Annotated in this window: 16 protein-coding genes and 1 pseudogene; 14 read left to right on the top strand and 3 right to left on the bottom strand. The window is 56.1% G+C overall.

Annotation, left to right across the window (positions count from 1 at the left end; all coding sequences use genetic code 11):
- The first annotated feature begins 201 nt into the window (after positions 1 to 201).
- Positions 202 to 648, top strand: coding sequence for a BCCT family transporter (locus KUC_RS07095; protein WP_040479808.1), 447 nt, complete (start codon positions 202 to 204; stop codon positions 646 to 648).
- 450 nt (positions 649 to 1,098) lie between these two features.
- On the opposite strand, the gene KUC_RS07090 is transcribed toward KUC_RS07095, so the two are convergent.
- Positions 1,099 to 1,488, bottom strand: a complete 390-nt coding sequence (locus tag KUC_RS07090; RefSeq protein WP_007112473.1) for a histone-like nucleoid-structuring protein, MvaT/MvaU family — start codon at positions 1,486 to 1,488, stop codon at positions 1,099 to 1,101.
- A gap of 373 nt (positions 1,489 to 1,861) precedes the next feature.
- Here KUC_RS07090 and KUC_RS07085 point away from each other — a divergent pair, with 373 nt between their 5' ends.
- The 6 genes from KUC_RS07085 to KUC_RS07060 all read left to right on the top strand — a co-directional run bounded on the left by KUC_RS07085 (position 1,862) and on the right by KUC_RS07060 (position 7,732).
- On the top strand, positions 1,862 to 2,554 hold the full coding sequence (locus tag KUC_RS07085) for a GntR family transcriptional regulator (RefSeq protein ID WP_050804816.1): 693 nt from the start codon (positions 1,862 to 1,864) through the stop codon (positions 2,552 to 2,554).
- Positions 2,555 to 2,593: 39 nt separating this feature from the next.
- A complete protein-coding gene (locus tag KUC_RS07080; RefSeq protein ID WP_007112470.1) occupies positions 2,594 to 3,811 on the top strand; it encodes a CaiB/BaiF CoA transferase family protein in 1,218 nt (405 codons plus the stop codon).
- A 12-nt stretch (positions 3,812 to 3,823) separates the two neighbouring features.
- Complete coding sequence (locus KUC_RS07075) at positions 3,824 to 5,113, top strand: TRAP transporter large permease (RefSeq protein WP_007112469.1); 1,290 nt, start codon at positions 3,824 to 3,826, stop codon at positions 5,111 to 5,113.
- A 110-nt stretch (positions 5,114 to 5,223) separates the two neighbouring features.
- Positions 5,224 to 6,270, top strand: coding sequence for a TRAP transporter substrate-binding protein (locus tag KUC_RS07070; protein WP_007112468.1), 1,047 nt, complete (start codon positions 5,224 to 5,226; stop codon positions 6,268 to 6,270).
- A gap of 11 nt (positions 6,271 to 6,281) precedes the next feature.
- Positions 6,282 to 6,800: a TRAP transporter small permease gene (locus KUC_RS07065; protein ID WP_007112467.1), complete on the top strand. Its 519-nt coding sequence runs from the start codon at positions 6,282 to 6,284 to the stop codon at positions 6,798 to 6,800.
- Complete coding sequence (locus KUC_RS07060) at positions 6,800 to 7,732, top strand: hydroxymethylglutaryl-CoA lyase (protein ID WP_007112466.1); 933 nt, start codon at positions 6,800 to 6,802, stop codon at positions 7,730 to 7,732. The genes KUC_RS07065 and KUC_RS07060 overlap by 1 nt, the downstream gene beginning before the upstream one ends.
- Positions 7,733 to 8,089: 357 nt before the next feature.
- On the opposite strand, the pseudogene KUC_RS19290 reads toward KUC_RS07060, so the two are convergent.
- A pseudogene (locus tag KUC_RS19290) lies at positions 8,090 to 8,474 on the bottom strand (transposase); the annotation flags it as partial.
- Positions 8,475 to 8,707: 233 nt separating this feature from the next.
- Here KUC_RS19290 and KUC_RS07055 point away from each other — a divergent pair.
- The 5 genes from KUC_RS07055 (at position 8,708) to KUC_RS07035 (ending at position 13,699) form a co-directional block, all read left to right on the top strand.
- Positions 8,708 to 9,616, top strand: coding sequence for a beta-keto acid cleavage family enzyme (locus tag KUC_RS07055; protein WP_007112463.1), 909 nt, complete (start codon positions 8,708 to 8,710; stop codon positions 9,614 to 9,616).
- Positions 9,613 to 10,566, top strand: a complete 954-nt coding sequence (locus KUC_RS07050; protein ID WP_007112462.1) for an L-carnitine dehydrogenase — start codon at positions 9,613 to 9,615, stop codon at positions 10,564 to 10,566. Before KUC_RS07055 ends, KUC_RS07050 begins: the two co-directional genes overlap by 4 nt.
- On the top strand, positions 10,566 to 11,021 hold the full coding sequence (locus KUC_RS07045) for a thioesterase family protein (RefSeq protein WP_007112461.1): 456 nt from the start codon (positions 10,566 to 10,568) through the stop codon (positions 11,019 to 11,021). Before KUC_RS07050 ends, KUC_RS07045 begins: the two co-directional genes overlap by 1 nt.
- A 329-nt stretch (positions 11,022 to 11,350) precedes the next feature.
- A complete protein-coding gene (locus tag KUC_RS07040; protein WP_007112459.1) occupies positions 11,351 to 12,343 on the top strand; it encodes a GlxA family transcriptional regulator in 993 nt (330 codons plus the stop codon).
- A gap of 120 nt (positions 12,344 to 12,463) precedes the next feature.
- The gene (locus tag KUC_RS07035) at positions 12,464 to 13,699 is read left to right on the top strand and encodes a TauD/TfdA family dioxygenase (protein WP_040479806.1); all 1,236 of its coding nucleotides are present in this window, start codon (positions 12,464 to 12,466) and stop codon (positions 13,697 to 13,699) included.
- Here the strand turns inward: KUC_RS07035 and KUC_RS07030 are convergent.
- A complete protein-coding gene (locus KUC_RS07030) occupies positions 13,696 to 14,715 on the bottom strand; it encodes a GlxA family transcriptional regulator (RefSeq protein WP_007112457.1) in 1,020 nt (339 codons plus the stop codon). The genes KUC_RS07035 and KUC_RS07030 overlap by 4 nt on opposite strands.
- Before the next feature lie 137 nt (positions 14,716 to 14,852).
- On the opposite strand from KUC_RS07030, the gene tmpA reads away from it, so the two are divergent.
- Together tmpA and KUC_RS07020 are read left to right on the top strand one after the other, a co-directional pair.
- On the top strand, positions 14,853 to 15,980 hold the full coding sequence (gene tmpA, locus KUC_RS07025; protein WP_007112456.1) for a 2-trimethylaminoethylphosphonate dioxygenase: 1,128 nt from the start codon (positions 14,853 to 14,855) through the stop codon (positions 15,978 to 15,980).
- The coding region (locus KUC_RS07020; protein ID WP_244264751.1) for an HD domain-containing protein at positions 15,977 to 16,499 on the top strand (523 nt) is incomplete at its 3' end. The genes tmpA and KUC_RS07020, both read left to right, overlap by 4 nt.

Raw genomic sequence — 16,499 nt, 5'->3', positions numbered from 1 at the left:
ATGTTGCTTTTGTTGTGCTGGGCGCTCATAGCCATGTGAGGGGTTGCTATCATCCCACCACAGCATTTCTAATTATTATAATAAATACTAAATTATGCGAAGTAGTGGATTCCTGTCAAACCCCCTTAAAGCCTGTTGATCTTTCAGCCAGAACTCCGGTGTACTCTCCCCAAGCCTCTTCGGAGTGGTTAGAAAACTAGCGTGGCCGTGGGGTCGATCGTGGCGGGGTTGGATTCAGGCGTGAAACTGCTTTCGAACATCAATATCGGCATGGCCGTTGGCCTGTTGGTATTTGTGCTGTTTACCGGCTCGACGGTTTTCCTTTTGCGTGCCGTTGTCGAAACCTTTGGGCTGTACATCACCAACCTGCTGCCCATGGCTTCCTGGAATGACACCCTGGCACGCTACTCCAGCGAAGGCGGCGCCCTGGGGTGGCAAGGTAGCTGGACGGTCTTCTACTGGGCCTGGACAGTCACCTGGCCTCCGTTCATCGGCATCTTTGTCGCGCGGATTTCCCGCGGGCGCACTATCCGCGAATTCGTGCTGGGTGTGCTGTTCGCACTCTATCGCGGCCTCTCCCATGAGGAGCTCAGCGAAGTGCGAGTAGGCAGCCCACCCAAGCAGGAAGAGCTGAAGTCGGAAGATTAGGCGGCATCACAATAGTGGCCTGCGTGAATTCGCAGGCCACTATTACACATCGATAGAGTTCTACCTTTCTAGACCAAGCCAACCCTGACTTATTCAGCGGGTGTCGCCTACGTTAAAAGGTAATGCTTACCGGAATGCACACAACCACCCGTCGAGTGACCTGGGGTTCATTTCAGGTGCTAAAGATTAGCAATACGGTAGAGGCGTAGAGATTGGGTGGCCTTGGCAAAGTAGAAGCACCTACCCAAAGAGAAGACCTAACAAAAATTAGATTAATGTTAATAAAACAATGGATAGAACATCAGAGCAAAACGCTACTTAATGGATGGCTGATGAACTTCTCGTTTCTCAGCGCTTAGATAAATTTTCGCTCACTGAGCAGGCTCAGTGAGCATTTTATGGGTAATTTTGCCTAGCCGGCGTTATCACCCAAAGTAAACATCAGTTTTATTACACGATTTCGTTCACAACCCAACTGACCACTTCTTCATTACCAAATTCTGCTTTCCACCCTTGAATGACTTTGTGGTTCCCGCCACGGGTTTCTACCACTTCGCCAGTGTATGGGTTCTTGTAGACCTTGAAAGGGCGTTTTTTACGACCATCCGTATTGCTTGTGCTTACCTTGCCAGCTTTTGCTGGTTTAGAGCGGTAAGATGGGTCAAACATTTCGCATACGTCGCGCGCTAGTTTTCCGTGCTCAGTCATAAGAGCTTGCAGTCTTTCTTTGAACTCAATCTCTTCTTTTAGCTCACTGTTATTTTCCAGTGCTTGCAGCTCTTCTTGCAGCTGCTTTAACAACTGTTCTTTTTTGAGATAATCACTCAGTACTGACGCCATAGTCTAAACTCCTATATTTTTAAAATTTAATTAAGATAGCTCTTAAACATATATCTGACGCACTATAGCTTTAATATCGTCAAGAAAAGGAAAGCTCAAGTTTGATCACTGGGTATGGGGCGCGCCATTTAGTCACACCCCAAAAGGGCTTGCGAGGAATCGCAGGCCCTTTTTTGTTTTGCAACTTAGCGCGCCCGGCAGAATTTGAACTTGCGGCTCTTATTTCAATGACTGATTTCAGCCGCCAGTGGCCGATCTGTCTTACGCAAATTGCATACAAAAAAGACTAAAGTCTAATTATTTTACCTCAAAATCATGGTCTATCTTCAATATTGTATGCAACCTTGGATGTCAGATGGACGGGGCTTGACGTATGGATGCTATACCCACAAACGCTTCAAGAGTGGTTCAGACCGCCACCACTAGAGTCCACGATGTGATCAAGCAGCGGATTCTAAATGGCCATTATCAGGCAAATGAGTACCTGCGTGAAACGAGCGTCGCCAGCGAGCTTAACGTCAGCCGTACTCCAGTGCGTGAGGCACTGCGAGAGCTCGTCTCGGAAGGTTGGCTCGAAGCCATTCCCCATCGCGGCTCACGGGTAGTGGCTTGGACGGCTAAAGATGCTCGCGAAGTGTTTGAATTACGTTTGGTACTAGAGCCATTAGCGGTTCGCTTAGCCTCCACACAAATAAGTAAGTCCTGCTTTAAGTCCCTAGAAAACCTGGCGTCTCAAATGGAGACGCTCACCGAACAGGTCGATACGAACGCTGAATCTCGCAACAGAATTGCGTCGCTTAATCACGAATTTCACCGAATCCTCATTCTTGCCAGCAATAATCAACGTTTAGCTAACTTGCTCGAAAACGTTGTTCGCACATCGATCATCCATCGTAATTTCGGCAACTATGACCTTGCCAACCTGCGTAGAAGCATGCGTCACCATCGCGAGATTCTGGAGGCCATCACGGCGGGCAGCCCCGAGTGGGCTGAGAACGTAATGCGCGCTCATTTGCTGGCTGCCCAGGCACTGCACGTCCCTCACCCCAACATGCCCTCCGGATAAAGGGGCATTGGTTGATCATAAAGAGGCCTAAGAACAACAATGAGACAACAAAACACGCCCACCCCGCTTCCCCTGGAGAACATTAAAGTTCTTGAGCTGGGGCAACTGATCGCAGGACCCTATTGCGGCCAAGTGCTTGCCGACTTTGGTGCCAATGTGGTGAAAGTCGAGCCTCCCGGTAAGGGGGATGCTATGCGGCAATGGGGAGAAGCCGACCGGGTAAGTGGTGACCCTTTGTGGTGGAACGTCATTGGCCGCAACAAGCAGTCGCTGACCCTCGACCTCCGCCAGCCCCGCGGGCAGGACGTACTGCGTCAATTAGCTAAGCATGCGGATGTCATCATCGAAAACTTTCGGCCCGGCACGATGGAGCGCTGGGGACTAAGCTACGAAGAGCTCTCCCGCCACAACCCTAAGCTGGTCATGGTGAGGGTCACAGGCTTTGGCCAAGACGGCCCTTACGCAACCCGGGCTGGGTTCGCTTCAGTATGCGAAGCCATGGGAGGGCTACGCTACCTAAGCGGCTATCCTGACCGCCCCCCGGTACGTGTTGGCATCTCAATCGGCGATACCCTGGCGGGCTTGCACGCTGCGCTGGGCACCATGATGGCCCTTCATCAACGCGAACGGAGCGGTCAAGGACAAGTGGTCGATAGCTCGATATTCGAGTCTGTACTGGCGATGATGGAAAGCTTAATTCCTGAGTATGCTCGCGCCGGAAAAGTCCGCGAACGCAGCGGCAGTTTCTTGCCCAAAATTGCTCCCTCAAACGCTTACCCAGCCCGTGATGGGCGCGACGTGATTATCGGTGCCAACCAGGACACTGTCTTCCGTCGCCTCTGTGAGGCCATGGGGCAGCCCCGGCTAGCCGACCACCCTGACTACGCGACCCATCGGGCTCGCGGGGAAAACCAGCAGGCTATCGATGACCTTGTGGCAGCCTGGACCCAGCAACACGACGCTTCTCATATCGTTGACATCCTTGCCGAAGCGGGAGTGCCAGCGGGGCTGGTCTTCCGCGCCCCCGATATGCTTGACGATCCACACTTCCAAGCGCGCAAATCAATTGTCGAGGTGCCTGATCGTCATGGCCAGCCACTCCCGATGCAGAATGTTTTCCCGCGGCTTTCCACTACCCCAGGCAGTATACGTAGCGTCGGCCCCGCTCTGGGTGAGCATACCCATACAGTCCTTACCGACTGGCTGGCATTCTCCGCCGATACCCTCGACGCTCTTCGCGCCGATAACGTGATCTGAGGGGAGAGTCATATGGATCCCATTATTGTTCTTGCCATTTTAATCGGGCTGATTATTGTCGGCTTCCCTATTTTCCTAGCCCTGGGCTTATCAGGGTTAGCCGGTCTCTATATGGCGCGTGGCTCACTGGCCTTTTTTTTCGCCCCCACATCACTGTTTGGTCAGCTTAATGCCTTCGAGCTGATTGCCCTGCCCCTTTTTATTTTGATGGGGAACTTGTTGGGCGCGACACCGGTGGGGGCTAGTCTTTTTACTGCCGCCGTGCGCTGGCTCAACTGGCTGCGTGGCAGTCTGGCGATCTCTTCGGTGGGCGCTTCGGCCATGTTCGGCGCCGTATCCGGGGTCAGCCTAGCGGGCGTTGCGGCAGTGGGATCCATTGCCGTACCGCAGATGCTTCAGCGCGGTTATAGCCGATCGTTGGCCGCAGGTGCCGTCGTTAGTGCGGGTGCTCTGGCCATGCTGATCCCTCCCAGTGTGCCCTTTATTATCTATGGCGCAGTGTCTAGCGTATCCGTAGCTGATCTATTTATCGGCGGCATCGTTCCCGGCATTGTGCTCGCCTTCGCGCTATCACTGTTCATCTACATTCGAGTGCGGCTGAACCCTGAAGAGGCGCCAGCCAGTCAAGAGCGCTTTACCTGGAAAGAGCGCTGGGCGAGCCTGGCTAACATCTGGCACGCCGCGCTGTTGGTGGTGGCCGTGCTGGGTTCGATCTACTCGGGCCTCGCCACGCCCAGCGAAGCTGCTGGCATTGGCGCGGGAGGTGCCTTCTTGATCGCCACCCTGATATTTCGCAGCCTCAGTTGGCGCAAGTTCCTGGAGGTACTGGCAACGACGGCGCGCATCAGCGGTGCCATCCTACTCATTATCGGCTGTGCCAAGATCTTCGGCGACTATCTCAACATGGTGCGGGTACCGCAGCTCCTCACCGAGGCACTCACCGCCACCGGCCTCCCCGCCTGGGCGATCTTGGTGGCGGTAATGCTATTGCTGATCCTGCTGGGCATGATTGTCGATGCCGTGTCGCTAATCGTGGTGACCACCCCGGTCCTGCTGCCACTGGTCACCGCCCTGGGCTACGACCCGCTGTGGTTCGGTATCGTGATGGTACTCAACCTTGAGATTGCCGTGGTCACTCCTCCGGTGGGGCTCAACCTCTACGCGCTGCGCGGGGTCTGCCCCGAGCTCTCGGTGGAAGAAATCATCAAAAGCGCACTGCCCTTTGTCGCCGTGCAGTTCCTCGTGCTGATGCTGTTTGTGTTCTTCCCCGGCCTCAGCCTGTGGTTACCGGGGCTAATGTAGCCCTGGTGTTTCAACGTCAGAGCAGTGAACGTTTGCCAAGATCGATGGCAACAGACCTTCACAACAGGCGCTAATGCAAGACGCTTACAACAACAATCAGGAGATTCATCATGACACTGTCCCGCCGCCAAGTGTTGAAGTACGGCACCTTTGCCACCGCCGGTGCCACGCTGTTCGGCACCCAAAGCCTGCTGGCCCCCCGCAGCTACGCCGCCACCACGTTGACGGGTGTCACCTACCTGCCCGACTCCTACAAGGCGCTAACCTATGGCTCCAATCGCTTTGTGGAGATGCTCAAAGAGCAGGGTAGCGATAGCCTCTCGGTGGAGTTCTACGACTCTGGCCAGCTGCTCAAAGTAGACGAACAGCTGCCAGCGCTGCGGTCGCGCAGCATAGATTTCATGTTCCATACCTTCTCCTACGTCACCCGTTCCATCCCGATACTGGGCGTCACTGGTTTGCCTGGGGTGGTGGGCGAGCTCTATCGCCATCCAGAGCGCCTGCGCCAAGGCAGCCCGCTGATGGAGCTAATCAACGAGGTGCTGGCCGAGGACAATCTCTACATGCTCACCTCCGGTGGCGGCATCCTTGAACCGGAGTATCTTTGGAGCACCGAGGCTAGCCCCATCCGCCGGCTCGACGATGTCCGCGGGAAGAAGGTTCGCATCGTCGGTTTTGAGGCGACCAAAGCCTTTGAGCCTTACAACGTGGGGGCGACCCGCATTCCTTCCTCCGAGACCTACATGGCGCTACAGCGGGGAACCGTCGACGCAGGGGTGTTTAATATTTCGACGGTTATCGGCCGCAGCCTCCATGAGCAGTTAAAGGTCTGCTACAAGCTGCCAATCACCGGGTTCTCGGTTGCCCCCTTTATGCTGCGGGACACCTGGGACAACCTTGATGATGAGGCGCGTGCCATCTTGCAGCAGGCAGCCGACTGGTACGATGAGAACTTCATTGAGCACTGCAACAACGACATCTACCCCAACGAGTACTGGCCCCAGGTCGAGGAGGCAGGCGTGGAAGTTGTCGAGCCTTCAGATGAGGACCTTGAGACCTTTAATGCCGGTGTCCAGGATGTCTGGGACCACTGGAAAGGAGAAGTCGGCGAGGAGGTCGGCAATCGCGCCATTGCGCTGGCCCTTGGCAACGCTTGAGGGAGAGCGAAATGACCACAATGGCAATGCGTAGCTGGGACGGCCTAATGGCCGTCCTACGCTGGACATCAATGGCGGTGTTGGTCTTCATGGTGGTGTCTATCTGCTATGACGCCACCATGCGATATGTCTTTGCGGCTCCTACTAGTTGGAGCCTAGAGATCAACTCCTTTCTGCTGGTCTACTTAGCGGTGATTGGCGCTGCTGAAGCACAGCGCCACGACGCCCACATCCGGATTACCTTCTTTAAAGATAAGCTGCCAGCGCGCATCCGCGCCCTGATTGATCTGACGACGGGCCTCATGGGCGCGCTGTTTTGCATCATTCTTGTATGGCGTGGCGGCATCATGGCGATGCAGGCGTTTGAGTACAGCGAGCGTGTTTCAAGCTCATTAGGTACGCCAATGGTTTACCCCTATGCACTGCTACCGATCGGTTTCGCCGCGCTAGGATTACAATTCCTCATTGACGCCGCCTATGCCGCTAAGCGCCTTGGTCCGAATAACGATGAGGAGATGGAGAACGCATAATGACGACCCTATCACCGCCATCCAGTATTGAACTTGTCGAGGTTGCACCACGGGACGGCTTTCAGTCGATACGCGACAGACTGCCCACTGCCGATAAGCAGCGCTGTATCCAGGCGTTACTCAATGCGGGCGTCACTCGCCTGGAGATTGGTTCCTTTGTAAGCCCAAAGGCCATTCCCCAGATGGCCGATACCGGCCAGTTGGTGGAAGCGTTTGCTAACCGGCCAGAGGTGCGTTTCTCTGCGCTGGTGCCCAATCTAAAGGGGGCCGAGCTAGCGTTGGAGCACGGCATTCGCGAAATCGTCTATGTCATATCAGTATCGGAAACCCACAACCAAAGCAACGTGCGGCGCAGCACCACCGATTCGCTACAAGAGCTGCGCAGGGTGATTGAGCGTGTACGACAGATCGAAGGGAGTCGCTTGCGCCTCGACCTTGGCACCAGCTTCGACTGTCCCTTTGAGGGCACCATTAGCTGGCAACAAGTTGATCGTATTCTTAGCAGCGCACTTGCGCTTATTGGGGACTTGCCCCTAGAAATAGCGCTTTGTGACACTACCGGACGAGCCACGCCCTACCAAGTAGCCGACTATTTCACGCAATTGCGCGAACGGCATGCCAGAGTAGGAGTGAACTGGGCCTTCCACGGCCATGATACTTTTGGCATGGGGGTAGCTAATGCCCTTTTCGCCATAAGCCATGGCGCTACAGCAGTCGACACTGCTTGCGCAGGTCTAGGTGGCTGCCCATTCGCGCCAGGCGCCACGGGTAACACCGCCACAGAGGATCTGCTATATGCTCTACATGGCGGCGGAATAACTACCGGTATTGACCTATCGAAACTGCTAGAGGCCGCGGATATGATTGCCGCCCTGCCAGGCGGTCAAACGGCTAGCCATCTCCGCCAGGTGCCTAGGCAACGAGTGAGCTGAGGGCGTTTCCTCAGCGACAGCAGGCTTGACGGCTAGCTGGATCTTGGAACTGGCCCACCACTATCGTTGAACGTTTCATTCAACACTCATAGTACCCTTCGCATCCCCATTAATTCAGGGCTTGGCGGTGGTGATCGCCGCCAGCTTCTTTGCCACCTCTTCAGACTCCGCCTCGCTAGTCGTTGATATGCTATGTACCGGCAACTCAGATACAAGCCATGAAACCAAAGGGTATTTTTAGGTGTATGCGGGGGTATGCTGGCCGCCATGCGGATCGTGCTGGCGGGCGATACTTGGATTACCGTACCGCACGCAGGAAGCGCTAAAGTCGAAGGACTAGGCAACATAAAACAAGGGCCTGCGAGAAATTGCCATGACGGGGCTCAAAAAACGCAACGCATGGCGGCTGCCGCTGCGATCACTGGTGCGCAGATAGCTCGCCAGCAGGTGACGACCAAAGCAGACATACAGTGGGAAATAGCAGTGGTGATCGTAATAGTGCCTCCTCTTCACCGAGCGCCGTCTGAAGCGCCTGACCATAGAGTAGCGCTTCATGGTTGTTGGGATCCTCGTAACCAGCCGCCACCCCGAACACCCGTTGACGAACTATGGTGTCGAGTTTGTGACGAACTTGGTCAGGTGCTCTGGGATCATAAAGCACCGATGCCAAACGGCCGGTCAGGCGATGTTGTTTATCGACTTCATGCAGTAAGAGCAACCCCGCGTCTGAAGTAATGTGGCCCCAGAGAAGCCGGCTTCACAGCATTGCTAGGGGTTTACGGCGTGTATTGGGTCATGCAGCGCGCAAGGCCTGTTAATCATGCATTCTCCTCACCGGAGAGTCTGCTTTGATCGCTCCAGACCAACAAGTCGAGATAGGGCGGTTTATGTATAGTGGATGACGCTTCTCGACAACTATTTTTTATCCACCGCGACACACTAGTCAGCGAATAAACCCTGACTAGAGAGCGCGCCATGAATCGCAATGTCATCCTCACCTGTGCCGTTACCGGCGCGGGTGATACCACCGCTAAAAACCCCAATGTCCCCGTCACGCCCAAGGCCATCGCCGCTTCCTGCATTGAAGCAGCACGTGCCGGGGCTAGCATCGCGCATATCCATGTTCGTGACCCAGAAACTGGCGGCATAAGCCATTCAACCGAGCAGTTCCGTGAGGTAATGGAGCGCGTACGCGAAGCGGATGTGGATATTGTCATGAACATTACCGCTGGCGGCGGCGGCGACTGGATACCGGATGCCACAGACCCCACCTGCGGCGGCCCAGGCACCGATATTCAAACGCCCGCCGAACGTCACGCCCCGGTGGGCGAACTGCTCCCCGAACTGTGTACGCTGGACTGCGGTAGCCTCAACTTTGGCGACATGGTCTACGTGAACCCCGCCGACTGGTTGCGCGAGCACGCCCGTTTGGTGCAAGCCGCAGGCGTAAAGCCAGAGCTTGAGTGCTTTGACCTGGGCCATGTCTGGTTTGCCCGCCAGCTTCAGCAAGAGGGCTTGATCGACGGCGACCCGCTCTATCAACTCTGCCTGGGCATCCCCTGGGGCGCCGAAGCGGATACCGAAACCATGTTGGCCATGCGCAACAAGTTGCCAGAAAACGCCAACTGGGCCGCCTTCGGCATTGGTCGCCATCAAATGCCCATGGTCGCCCAGGCAGTGCTGCTCGGTGGTCACGCCCGGGTGGGCTTGGAAGATAATCTGTTTTTGGAGAAAGGCGTGCTGGCCAATAACGGTCAACTGGTAGAGAAAGCCGCGACCATTATTGACAACCTCGGCGCCCGCGTAATGACGCCTGCAGAAACCCGCGTCCACCTCCAGTTGCGTGACCCAACACTACGCACCCAAGCAGGAGGTGACGCATGAGCCGTCTAGCCGTGATTGGAACCGGCGTGATTGGTAACGGCTGGATTGCCCGCGCTCTCGCTCAAGGTTGGGATGTCGTCGCCTTCGACCCAGACCCTCAAGCGCCTGCGCGCACCCGTGCGTTTATCGACAACGCCTGGCCCTCGTTAGCCCAACTGGGCCTGACACCTAATGCCAGCCCGGAACGGCTAACGTTTGCGGACACGCTTGAAGAGGCAGTGATCGATGCCGATTTGATTCAGGAAAACGTCCCCGAGCGCCTTGAACTCAAGCAAGCCATTTTGGCTGCCATTGATGCCGCTGCATCACCGGACGTTATCGTTGGTTCATCGACTTCTGGCTTTAAGCCCACTGATCTACAGCGAAACTGCCGCCAAGCCCCTGGCCGGGTGATTGTCGCTCACCCTTTCAACCCGGTGTATTTACTGCCGCTGGTGGAGCTTGTTGGCGGCGAAGCCACTCAGCCTGCGCAAATTGACAAGGCCCAAGGGCTGTATCAGTCACTCGCCATGCGCCCGCTGGTGGTTCGCCGTGAAATTGAAGGCCATATCGCCGACCGTTTGATGGAAGCGCTGTGGCGGGAAGCCCTGCATCTGGTTAACGATGGTGTGGCGACCACCGAAGAGATCGATGCGGCGGTAGTTTACGGTTGTGGGCTGCGCTGGCCGTTAATGGGCACTTTTTTAACCTTCCACCTGGCGGGCGGCGAGCCAGGCATGCGCCATATGTTGGAGCAGTTCGGCCCAGCGTTAAAACTGCCCTGGACCAAGCTGGAAGCCCCGGAACTTACCGACGAATTGATTGATAAAGTCGTCGAGGGCTGTGAACATCAAGCCGCAGGGCGCTCAGTAGCTACATTGGACAAACGTCGCGATGACTTCCTGGTCGAGCTGCTTGAGGTGGTGCAGAAGTACTGGCCGGAAGCCGAAGGCTTGGAAGGACGCATTTAATGATTATTTATGAAGCCCAGGTGGCTCCCGAGTGGGTCGACTACAACGGGCATATGAACGACGCGGAGTATGCCCGCGTTTTCTCCCAGGCCTGCGAAGCGCTGATCGATCACATCGGGCTGGATGCAGCGGGCCGGGAGCACCACGGCTACACGATTTATACCCTGGAAACCCACCTTTGCTATCGCCGTGAAGCCCACCAGGGCCAGCCGCTCTATGTAGACCTGACGCTACTGGATAGCGATGCAAAACGTCTACACGTGTTTTTCGCCATGTTCGATGGTGAGGACAACCTAATAGCGACCAGCGAACAGATGCTGATGGGTATGAAGCAATCTTCTGGTCGTCCAAGCCCCTTTCCTGAAGCGGTCACCAATCGCGTGGCAGAATTGCCACAGGCCAGTAAAGAGGCTTGGCCGGAACTTGCCGGACGCACCATCGGCCTTCGACGCTAAGCCATGCAGAGGGTGACGAACCGGCATTGCCCCGTCACTCTCTCGATTCTACGGCTGAATAACGCACCTACCGCGGCGAGTAATAGTGATCCGGCATTTCATCTTCATCCGGCAGCTCCATATCCACTGCCATGATGCATTCGTCGCTGCCTGCGGAACAGCTTCTGTAGCCAGGCCATTGTTGGCTGTCTACAAGCAAGTATATGCTAACTCACATCAATCAAAGGCGATGGCTGCAATATCCTCAACGGCGTCATAAAGCTCCAATGCAAACATCTACTTTGTAAGATCAAGGCTCATTACTGATCAGCATCAAGGAACCTTCCCGCATGCGACTGCAGTACCAAGGACAATCCCCTGAGCGTATCGGTTTTCTGCTGCTCCCTCGTTTTGCCATGGTGGCTTTCTTCTCAGCCGTAGAACCACTCCGCATTGCCAATCGCATTGCCGGGCACGAACTGTTCCAGTGGCGCGTGATGAGTGAATCGGGGGAACCCGTGACGGCCAGTAATAACATGACGCTAATGGCCGATGAAGGTCTGACCCCCTATCCCGATATATCCAGCCTGGCTGTCTGTGCCAGCTTCGAGCCCGAAAAATCGATTTCTCGTCAATTAACGCAGTGGCTGCATCGCCAGGCACAGCGCGGCTGCGTACTCGGAAGCATGGACACCGGTGCGATTGTACTCGCCAGCGCTGGCTTGCTGGACGACCAGACGATCACCTTGCACTGGGAGAGCCTACCGGTGTTCCGCGAATCATATCCGCACTTAAAAGCCGTCGAATCTCTCTTTGAAATAAGTAAGTCCGGTTTTTCATGTGCGGGAGGCACGGCCGCCATGGATATGTCGCTGGATCTAATCGCGAGGCGCCATGGCGATACGCTCGCTCAGCAGGTGTCGGAACAGCTTATTCACGCGAATATTCGTCACCCTGAGGACCGCCAGCGTTTCGAGCTGTCCGGCCGACTCGGCTCTCGTAAGCCTGCATTATTACGATCTGTCGCCTTGATGGAGGCAAACCTCGAACACCCTATTGTGATTGCCGACATCTCTGAACAGGTAAATATCTCATTGCGTCAACTTCAAAGGTTATTCGAGCAAGAGTTAGGCAGTAGCCCACGCCGTTACTATCTTGCTTTGCGGCTCGAACGATCCCGTCAGCTGCTGCGCGAAACTCAGCGCGACATCATCGAAATCGCCCTCGCCTGCGGCTTCAATTCCGCATCAAGCTTTGCTCGCTCGTTCCGACACTATTACGGTTACACACCCAGTGATGTTCGTCTCCACGCCAGACCGAACGTTGCTCCCGTAGAGGACTGAGGCCTCAAAAGGCGCATAAAGCACAGCCAATGACGCATTTCGCGCACCAGTGCGGTCATCCTGCTGGCAATGTGGCAGGCATCAAAAGCGAATGCCAACCCACATTACGGAGTGCGAGCCATGTTCATCGAGACCCACGATTCATTGCCACTTACGCCGGATTACGATGCCTGGCCTGTCGACGTCTCGATTGCATCGATTGAACATCAGCCAAGAGAGCTGCATGTTTACTGGGAGGATGGACAATTCAGCCGCTATCACAGCGTCTGGCTGCGCGAAAATGCCGCCGATGATTCAACGATCAATCCCGCCACACGGGAACGCATACTGGATCTTTCAAGCCTGAATGCTTGGCCAACAATCGACAGTGCTGCGCTTGAGGAGAGTGGCGCCGTCTGCCTGACCTTTGCACCGGAGCAGCGGCCATTACGCTTTCATCCCGGCTGGTTACGAGCCCACGACTATTCCAACGGCCATACTCAGGATGCACCGCTGGTTGCCGTAACGACATGGCGGGGTAGCGATAAGCAGGCCCCTGATACGTTCGATGCCAACGGCTGGCTTGATCACCCATCAGGCAGCCCTGTCGATACAGCCCTGCTGGAGCCGGCGCTGGAAAGCCTGTTGAGCCAAGGTCTTGTCAGGCTTCAAAACCTGCCCACCGCCCCCGGCACACTGGCTGACATTGCCCGGCGAATTGGCCCTATCCGGCCGACAAATTTCGGTGAACTCTTCGATGTAAAGGCCAAACCCAACCCGGATTCAAATGCCTATACATCGATTGCGCTGCCACCGCATGTGGATCTACCGACACGCGAATACCAGCCGGGGCTGCAACTGCTTCACTGTCTGGAAAATAGCGTTACGGATGGGCAAGCAGTGATGATGGACGGTTTTGCCATTGCCGAGGCACTGCGCGATGAAGAACCTCAGGTCTTCGACACATTGAGCCAAGTTCGATGGTGCTTCGCCAATACGGCCCAGACCACCGATTATGTATGGCATGAGCCAGTGATTCGCTGCGATGCGCATGGTGAGCTGCTCGAAGTCCGCATCGCCGACTTCTTGAGGGGGCCTCTGCAGACCGATTTCAACCAAGTCGAGCCAGCCTACGAAGCGTTAATGGCACTACAACGTCGCTTGCGTGACCCTAGCTTCGCGATGCGATTCACCTACCACCCCGGTGACTTGGTCATCTTCGATAACCGCAGGCTGCTGCATGCGCGTGATGCCTTCGAAGGCAGCAGCGGCCAGCGTTGGCTGCAGGGTTGCTACCTGGAACGCGACGAAGTCCGCTCGCGTTACCGCATCGTGCAACGCACTAAGCGACAAAAGCGTATCGCAACAGCTGACTAGGAGGCTGACAGGCTGCCACGTTCAGCCGTGGTGCTAGGCGCTTCCCCGAAGCGCTGGCGATAAGCACGCGCGAAATGGGCCGGCTGGGTGAAACCCGTCGCCAATGACGCCTCGGTTACCCGGCAACGACTATCAGCCAGAATACGCTGTGCTTGGTCGAGACGCATACCCAGGTAGCACTGCTTCGGGGTTTCCCCAAAATGGGCCATGAACAGCCTTGTCAATTGCCGTTGCGATTGTCCAATCATGCGACAAATATCGGGAATGGGTATGACTTGAGATAAGTGGGCTTCCATCACCGCCAGTGCTCGAACCACTGTCCGGGGTAGATGTGCCAATTGACGGCTGTGAGCCATAGATACACTATCCGTGTTACCCCGCTGATGCACAATTTGCCTTCCCACGGCATCGGCTAACGCAGGCCCGTAGGAGCTCTCCACCCAGGTCAGCATCATATCGATGCTGGCCACGCCCCCCGACCCGGTCAAACGCCCGTGCCCAAATTCATAGCGTGCATCACTGATGGTGAGGTTAGGAAACTCCTGTCGAAACGCCGGGATACACTCCCAGTGCATGGCGATCCGGTGTCCTTCTAGCACCCCCGCCCGGGCCAGAATAAAAGGGGCAGTATCCAGCCCGCCGAGCCACCCACCATGTGCTGCCACTTGCCTTAATATTGACCGCTCACGCGACGTGGTAGTGACCTCTGGCTCGTAGGAGGAGACCACCATCAAATGAGCGTGTTGATCAACATCATCAAGACGCCCGTCAACATCAATGCGAACCCCATTACTCGCGACCACGGCTTGCCCATCCGAGGACAGTAAGCGCCAGGCAAAGAGATTGCGCCCAAATCGATTGGAGACCCGTAACGGTTCCAGAAGGCAAAAAAGGGTCAGCATGGAAAACTTGGGCAATAACCACACATTAAGTGTTTGTTCGGCCTCTACAAAGTCTAGTAGCGGCGGCGAATCCGGGCGTGGATAGGGCCAGCCCTCAGGTATGCTGTCTCTCATGGCTAAAATTATTCAATAAAAGGCTAATTTTATCAAGTTGATTGCCCAAAACAGCGCTAGGGTGGAGGTCGGCAAGGCAATGATGCGCCTAGCCAACACAGTCGTCAGTAACCGATCATTTGCGGAGAGCCGTCCCCATGTCCCAATCCGTCACCGTCAACCTTCAAGCACAGGGCCGTCGCCTAAGGATTGAGGCTGACGGCCATCATCGCGACTATGTCCCCCTCTGGTTACGCGAACGCAGCCCCGATGATGCCACCCGAGATCCCTATACCGGCCAACGCTTGGTCGAAGCCGCCGAGCTACCGCTGGATCTGATGATTGAGACGGCCGATGTGGCTGACGGGCAACTGAAACTAGGCTTCAGTGATGGGCACCTCACCACTTTCACACTAGCTGAACTGCTTAACGAACAGGCCAGCGATTCGCCCCGGCAACTCTGGGATGCCGCCGAGGCACCACATTCCAAAGCAGACTTCGCTACCGCGCTTGAAGACGATTCGGCGCTGCTGTCTATGCTTGATGCGCTTCATCGCAACGGCTTTGTCGTTGTTTCGGGTGTGCCCGCCAACAATGACGGTATGCAGCCGCTGATTGATCGCATTGGCCCGCTAAGACGCACCAACTGGGGTGGCATCGCCGACGTCAAATCGGTGGCCAACGCCTATGACCTGACCATGACGCAACGCGGCCTGGAGCCCCACACCGACAATCCCTACCGGGATCCAATCCCCGGCTATATTTGGCTGCACTGCCTGGCCAATGCCGCCGAAGGTGGCGACAGCACCCTGGCCGATGGCTTTATGGCGGCACGCCTGCTGCGCCAGCGCGACCCAAACGCCTACGCCTGCCTCACTCGGGTAACGCCTAGCTTCCGCTACTGCGACGCTGATACTTACCTGGAAAGCGAGGGCCCGCTGATCGAACTGGACAGCCGCGGTGATCCCGCCCGGGTGCGCTATTCCAACCGTACCGAAAACATTCCAGCGCTGCCTGCAGAAGAGTTGGAGGCCTACTACGCCGCCCGCAAAGCCTTCTACGAATTGATCACCGGCGAAGAACTGACTCTGCATCTTAAGCTCGACCCGGGTCAGATGCTGATCATCGATAACTATCGCCTACTGCATGGACGCAGCGCCTTTCAACTGGCGGGCGGCGTGCGCCATATGCGCCAAGGTTATGTCGATCGCGACAGCACCGCCAGCCGTCGCCGCGTGCTGCAACAGCGGCTCGCCACCCCTCAGGCCCAAGGAGAACCGGCATGACTCAAGCCCGCTTTCGCCACTTCGGTGAGGCTCAACGGGAGGACTGGGCGCTGATTGATGCCCGATTCCGTGATTATTTATCCGATACCCCGCGCCGGGTACTTGCCCACCTGCACAATTTGGCTGGCGATCACCACGGTTATCCGGTCGATCGCTACGAGCACTGCTTGCAGACCGCCACCCGGGCACTGCGCGATGGTGCCGACGAGGAAATGGTCGTCTGCGCGCTGCTCCACGATATCGGCGACGATCTGACCCCGGCGAACCACGCCGAGGTCGCTGCAGCCATCCTTGAACCCTTTATCGATCCCCTCAACGCCTGGATGATTCGTCACCACGAACTCTTTCAGGGCTACCATTACCGGCACTTTTTTGGCCAAGACCCCCACGCCCGAGAGCAATATCGCGACCACCCGGCCTATGAGCGCACCGTCCTCTTCTGTGACCGTTGGGATCAGGCCAGCTTTGACCCCGATTATGACACCCTGCCCCTGGAACACTTCATCCCCATGGTAGAGC

It is taken from the genome of Vreelandella boliviensis LC1 (assembly GCF_000236035.1).
In the GTDB taxonomy this organism is placed as follows: Bacteria; Pseudomonadota; Gammaproteobacteria; order Pseudomonadales; family Halomonadaceae; genus Vreelandella; species Vreelandella boliviensis.
This window is presented reverse-complemented; position numbering and strand designations above follow the sequence as displayed.

What these genes read in the sequence shown, in the direction of transcription:
- KUC_RS07090 (WP_007112473.1), bottom strand. Translation starts at nt 1,488, where the DNA reads ATGGCGTCAGTACTGAGTGATTATCTCAAAAAAGAACAGTTGTTAAAG.
- KUC_RS07085 (WP_050804816.1), top strand. Translation starts at nt 1,862, where the DNA reads ATGGATGCTATACCCACAAACGCTTCAAGAGTGGTTCAGACCGCCACC.
- KUC_RS07080 (WP_007112470.1), top strand. Translation starts at nt 2,594, where the DNA reads ATGAGACAACAAAACACGCCCACCCCGCTTCCCCTGGAGAACATTAAA.
- KUC_RS07075 (WP_007112469.1), top strand. Translation starts at nt 3,824, where the DNA reads ATGGATCCCATTATTGTTCTTGCCATTTTAATCGGGCTGATTATTGTC.
- KUC_RS07070 (WP_007112468.1), top strand. Translation starts at nt 5,224, where the DNA reads ATGACACTGTCCCGCCGCCAAGTGTTGAAGTACGGCACCTTTGCCACC.
- KUC_RS07065 (WP_007112467.1), top strand. Translation starts at nt 6,282, where the DNA reads ATGACCACAATGGCAATGCGTAGCTGGGACGGCCTAATGGCCGTCCTA.
- KUC_RS07060 (WP_007112466.1), top strand. Translation starts at nt 6,800, where the DNA reads ATGACGACCCTATCACCGCCATCCAGTATTGAACTTGTCGAGGTTGCA.
- KUC_RS07055 (WP_007112463.1), top strand. Translation starts at nt 8,708, where the DNA reads ATGAATCGCAATGTCATCCTCACCTGTGCCGTTACCGGCGCGGGTGAT.
- KUC_RS07050 (WP_007112462.1), top strand. Translation starts at nt 9,613, where the DNA reads ATGAGCCGTCTAGCCGTGATTGGAACCGGCGTGATTGGTAACGGCTGG.
- KUC_RS07045 (WP_007112461.1), top strand. Translation starts at nt 10,566, where the DNA reads ATGATTATTTATGAAGCCCAGGTGGCTCCCGAGTGGGTCGACTACAAC.
- KUC_RS07040 (WP_007112459.1), top strand. Translation starts at nt 11,351, where the DNA reads ATGCGACTGCAGTACCAAGGACAATCCCCTGAGCGTATCGGTTTTCTG.
- KUC_RS07035 (WP_040479806.1), top strand. Translation starts at nt 12,464, where the DNA reads ATGTTCATCGAGACCCACGATTCATTGCCACTTACGCCGGATTACGAT.
- KUC_RS07030 (WP_007112457.1), bottom strand. Translation starts at nt 14,715, where the DNA reads ATGAGAGACAGCATACCTGAGGGCTGGCCCTATCCACGCCCGGATTCG.
- tmpA (WP_007112456.1), top strand. Translation starts at nt 14,853, where the DNA reads ATGTCCCAATCCGTCACCGTCAACCTTCAAGCACAGGGCCGTCGCCTA.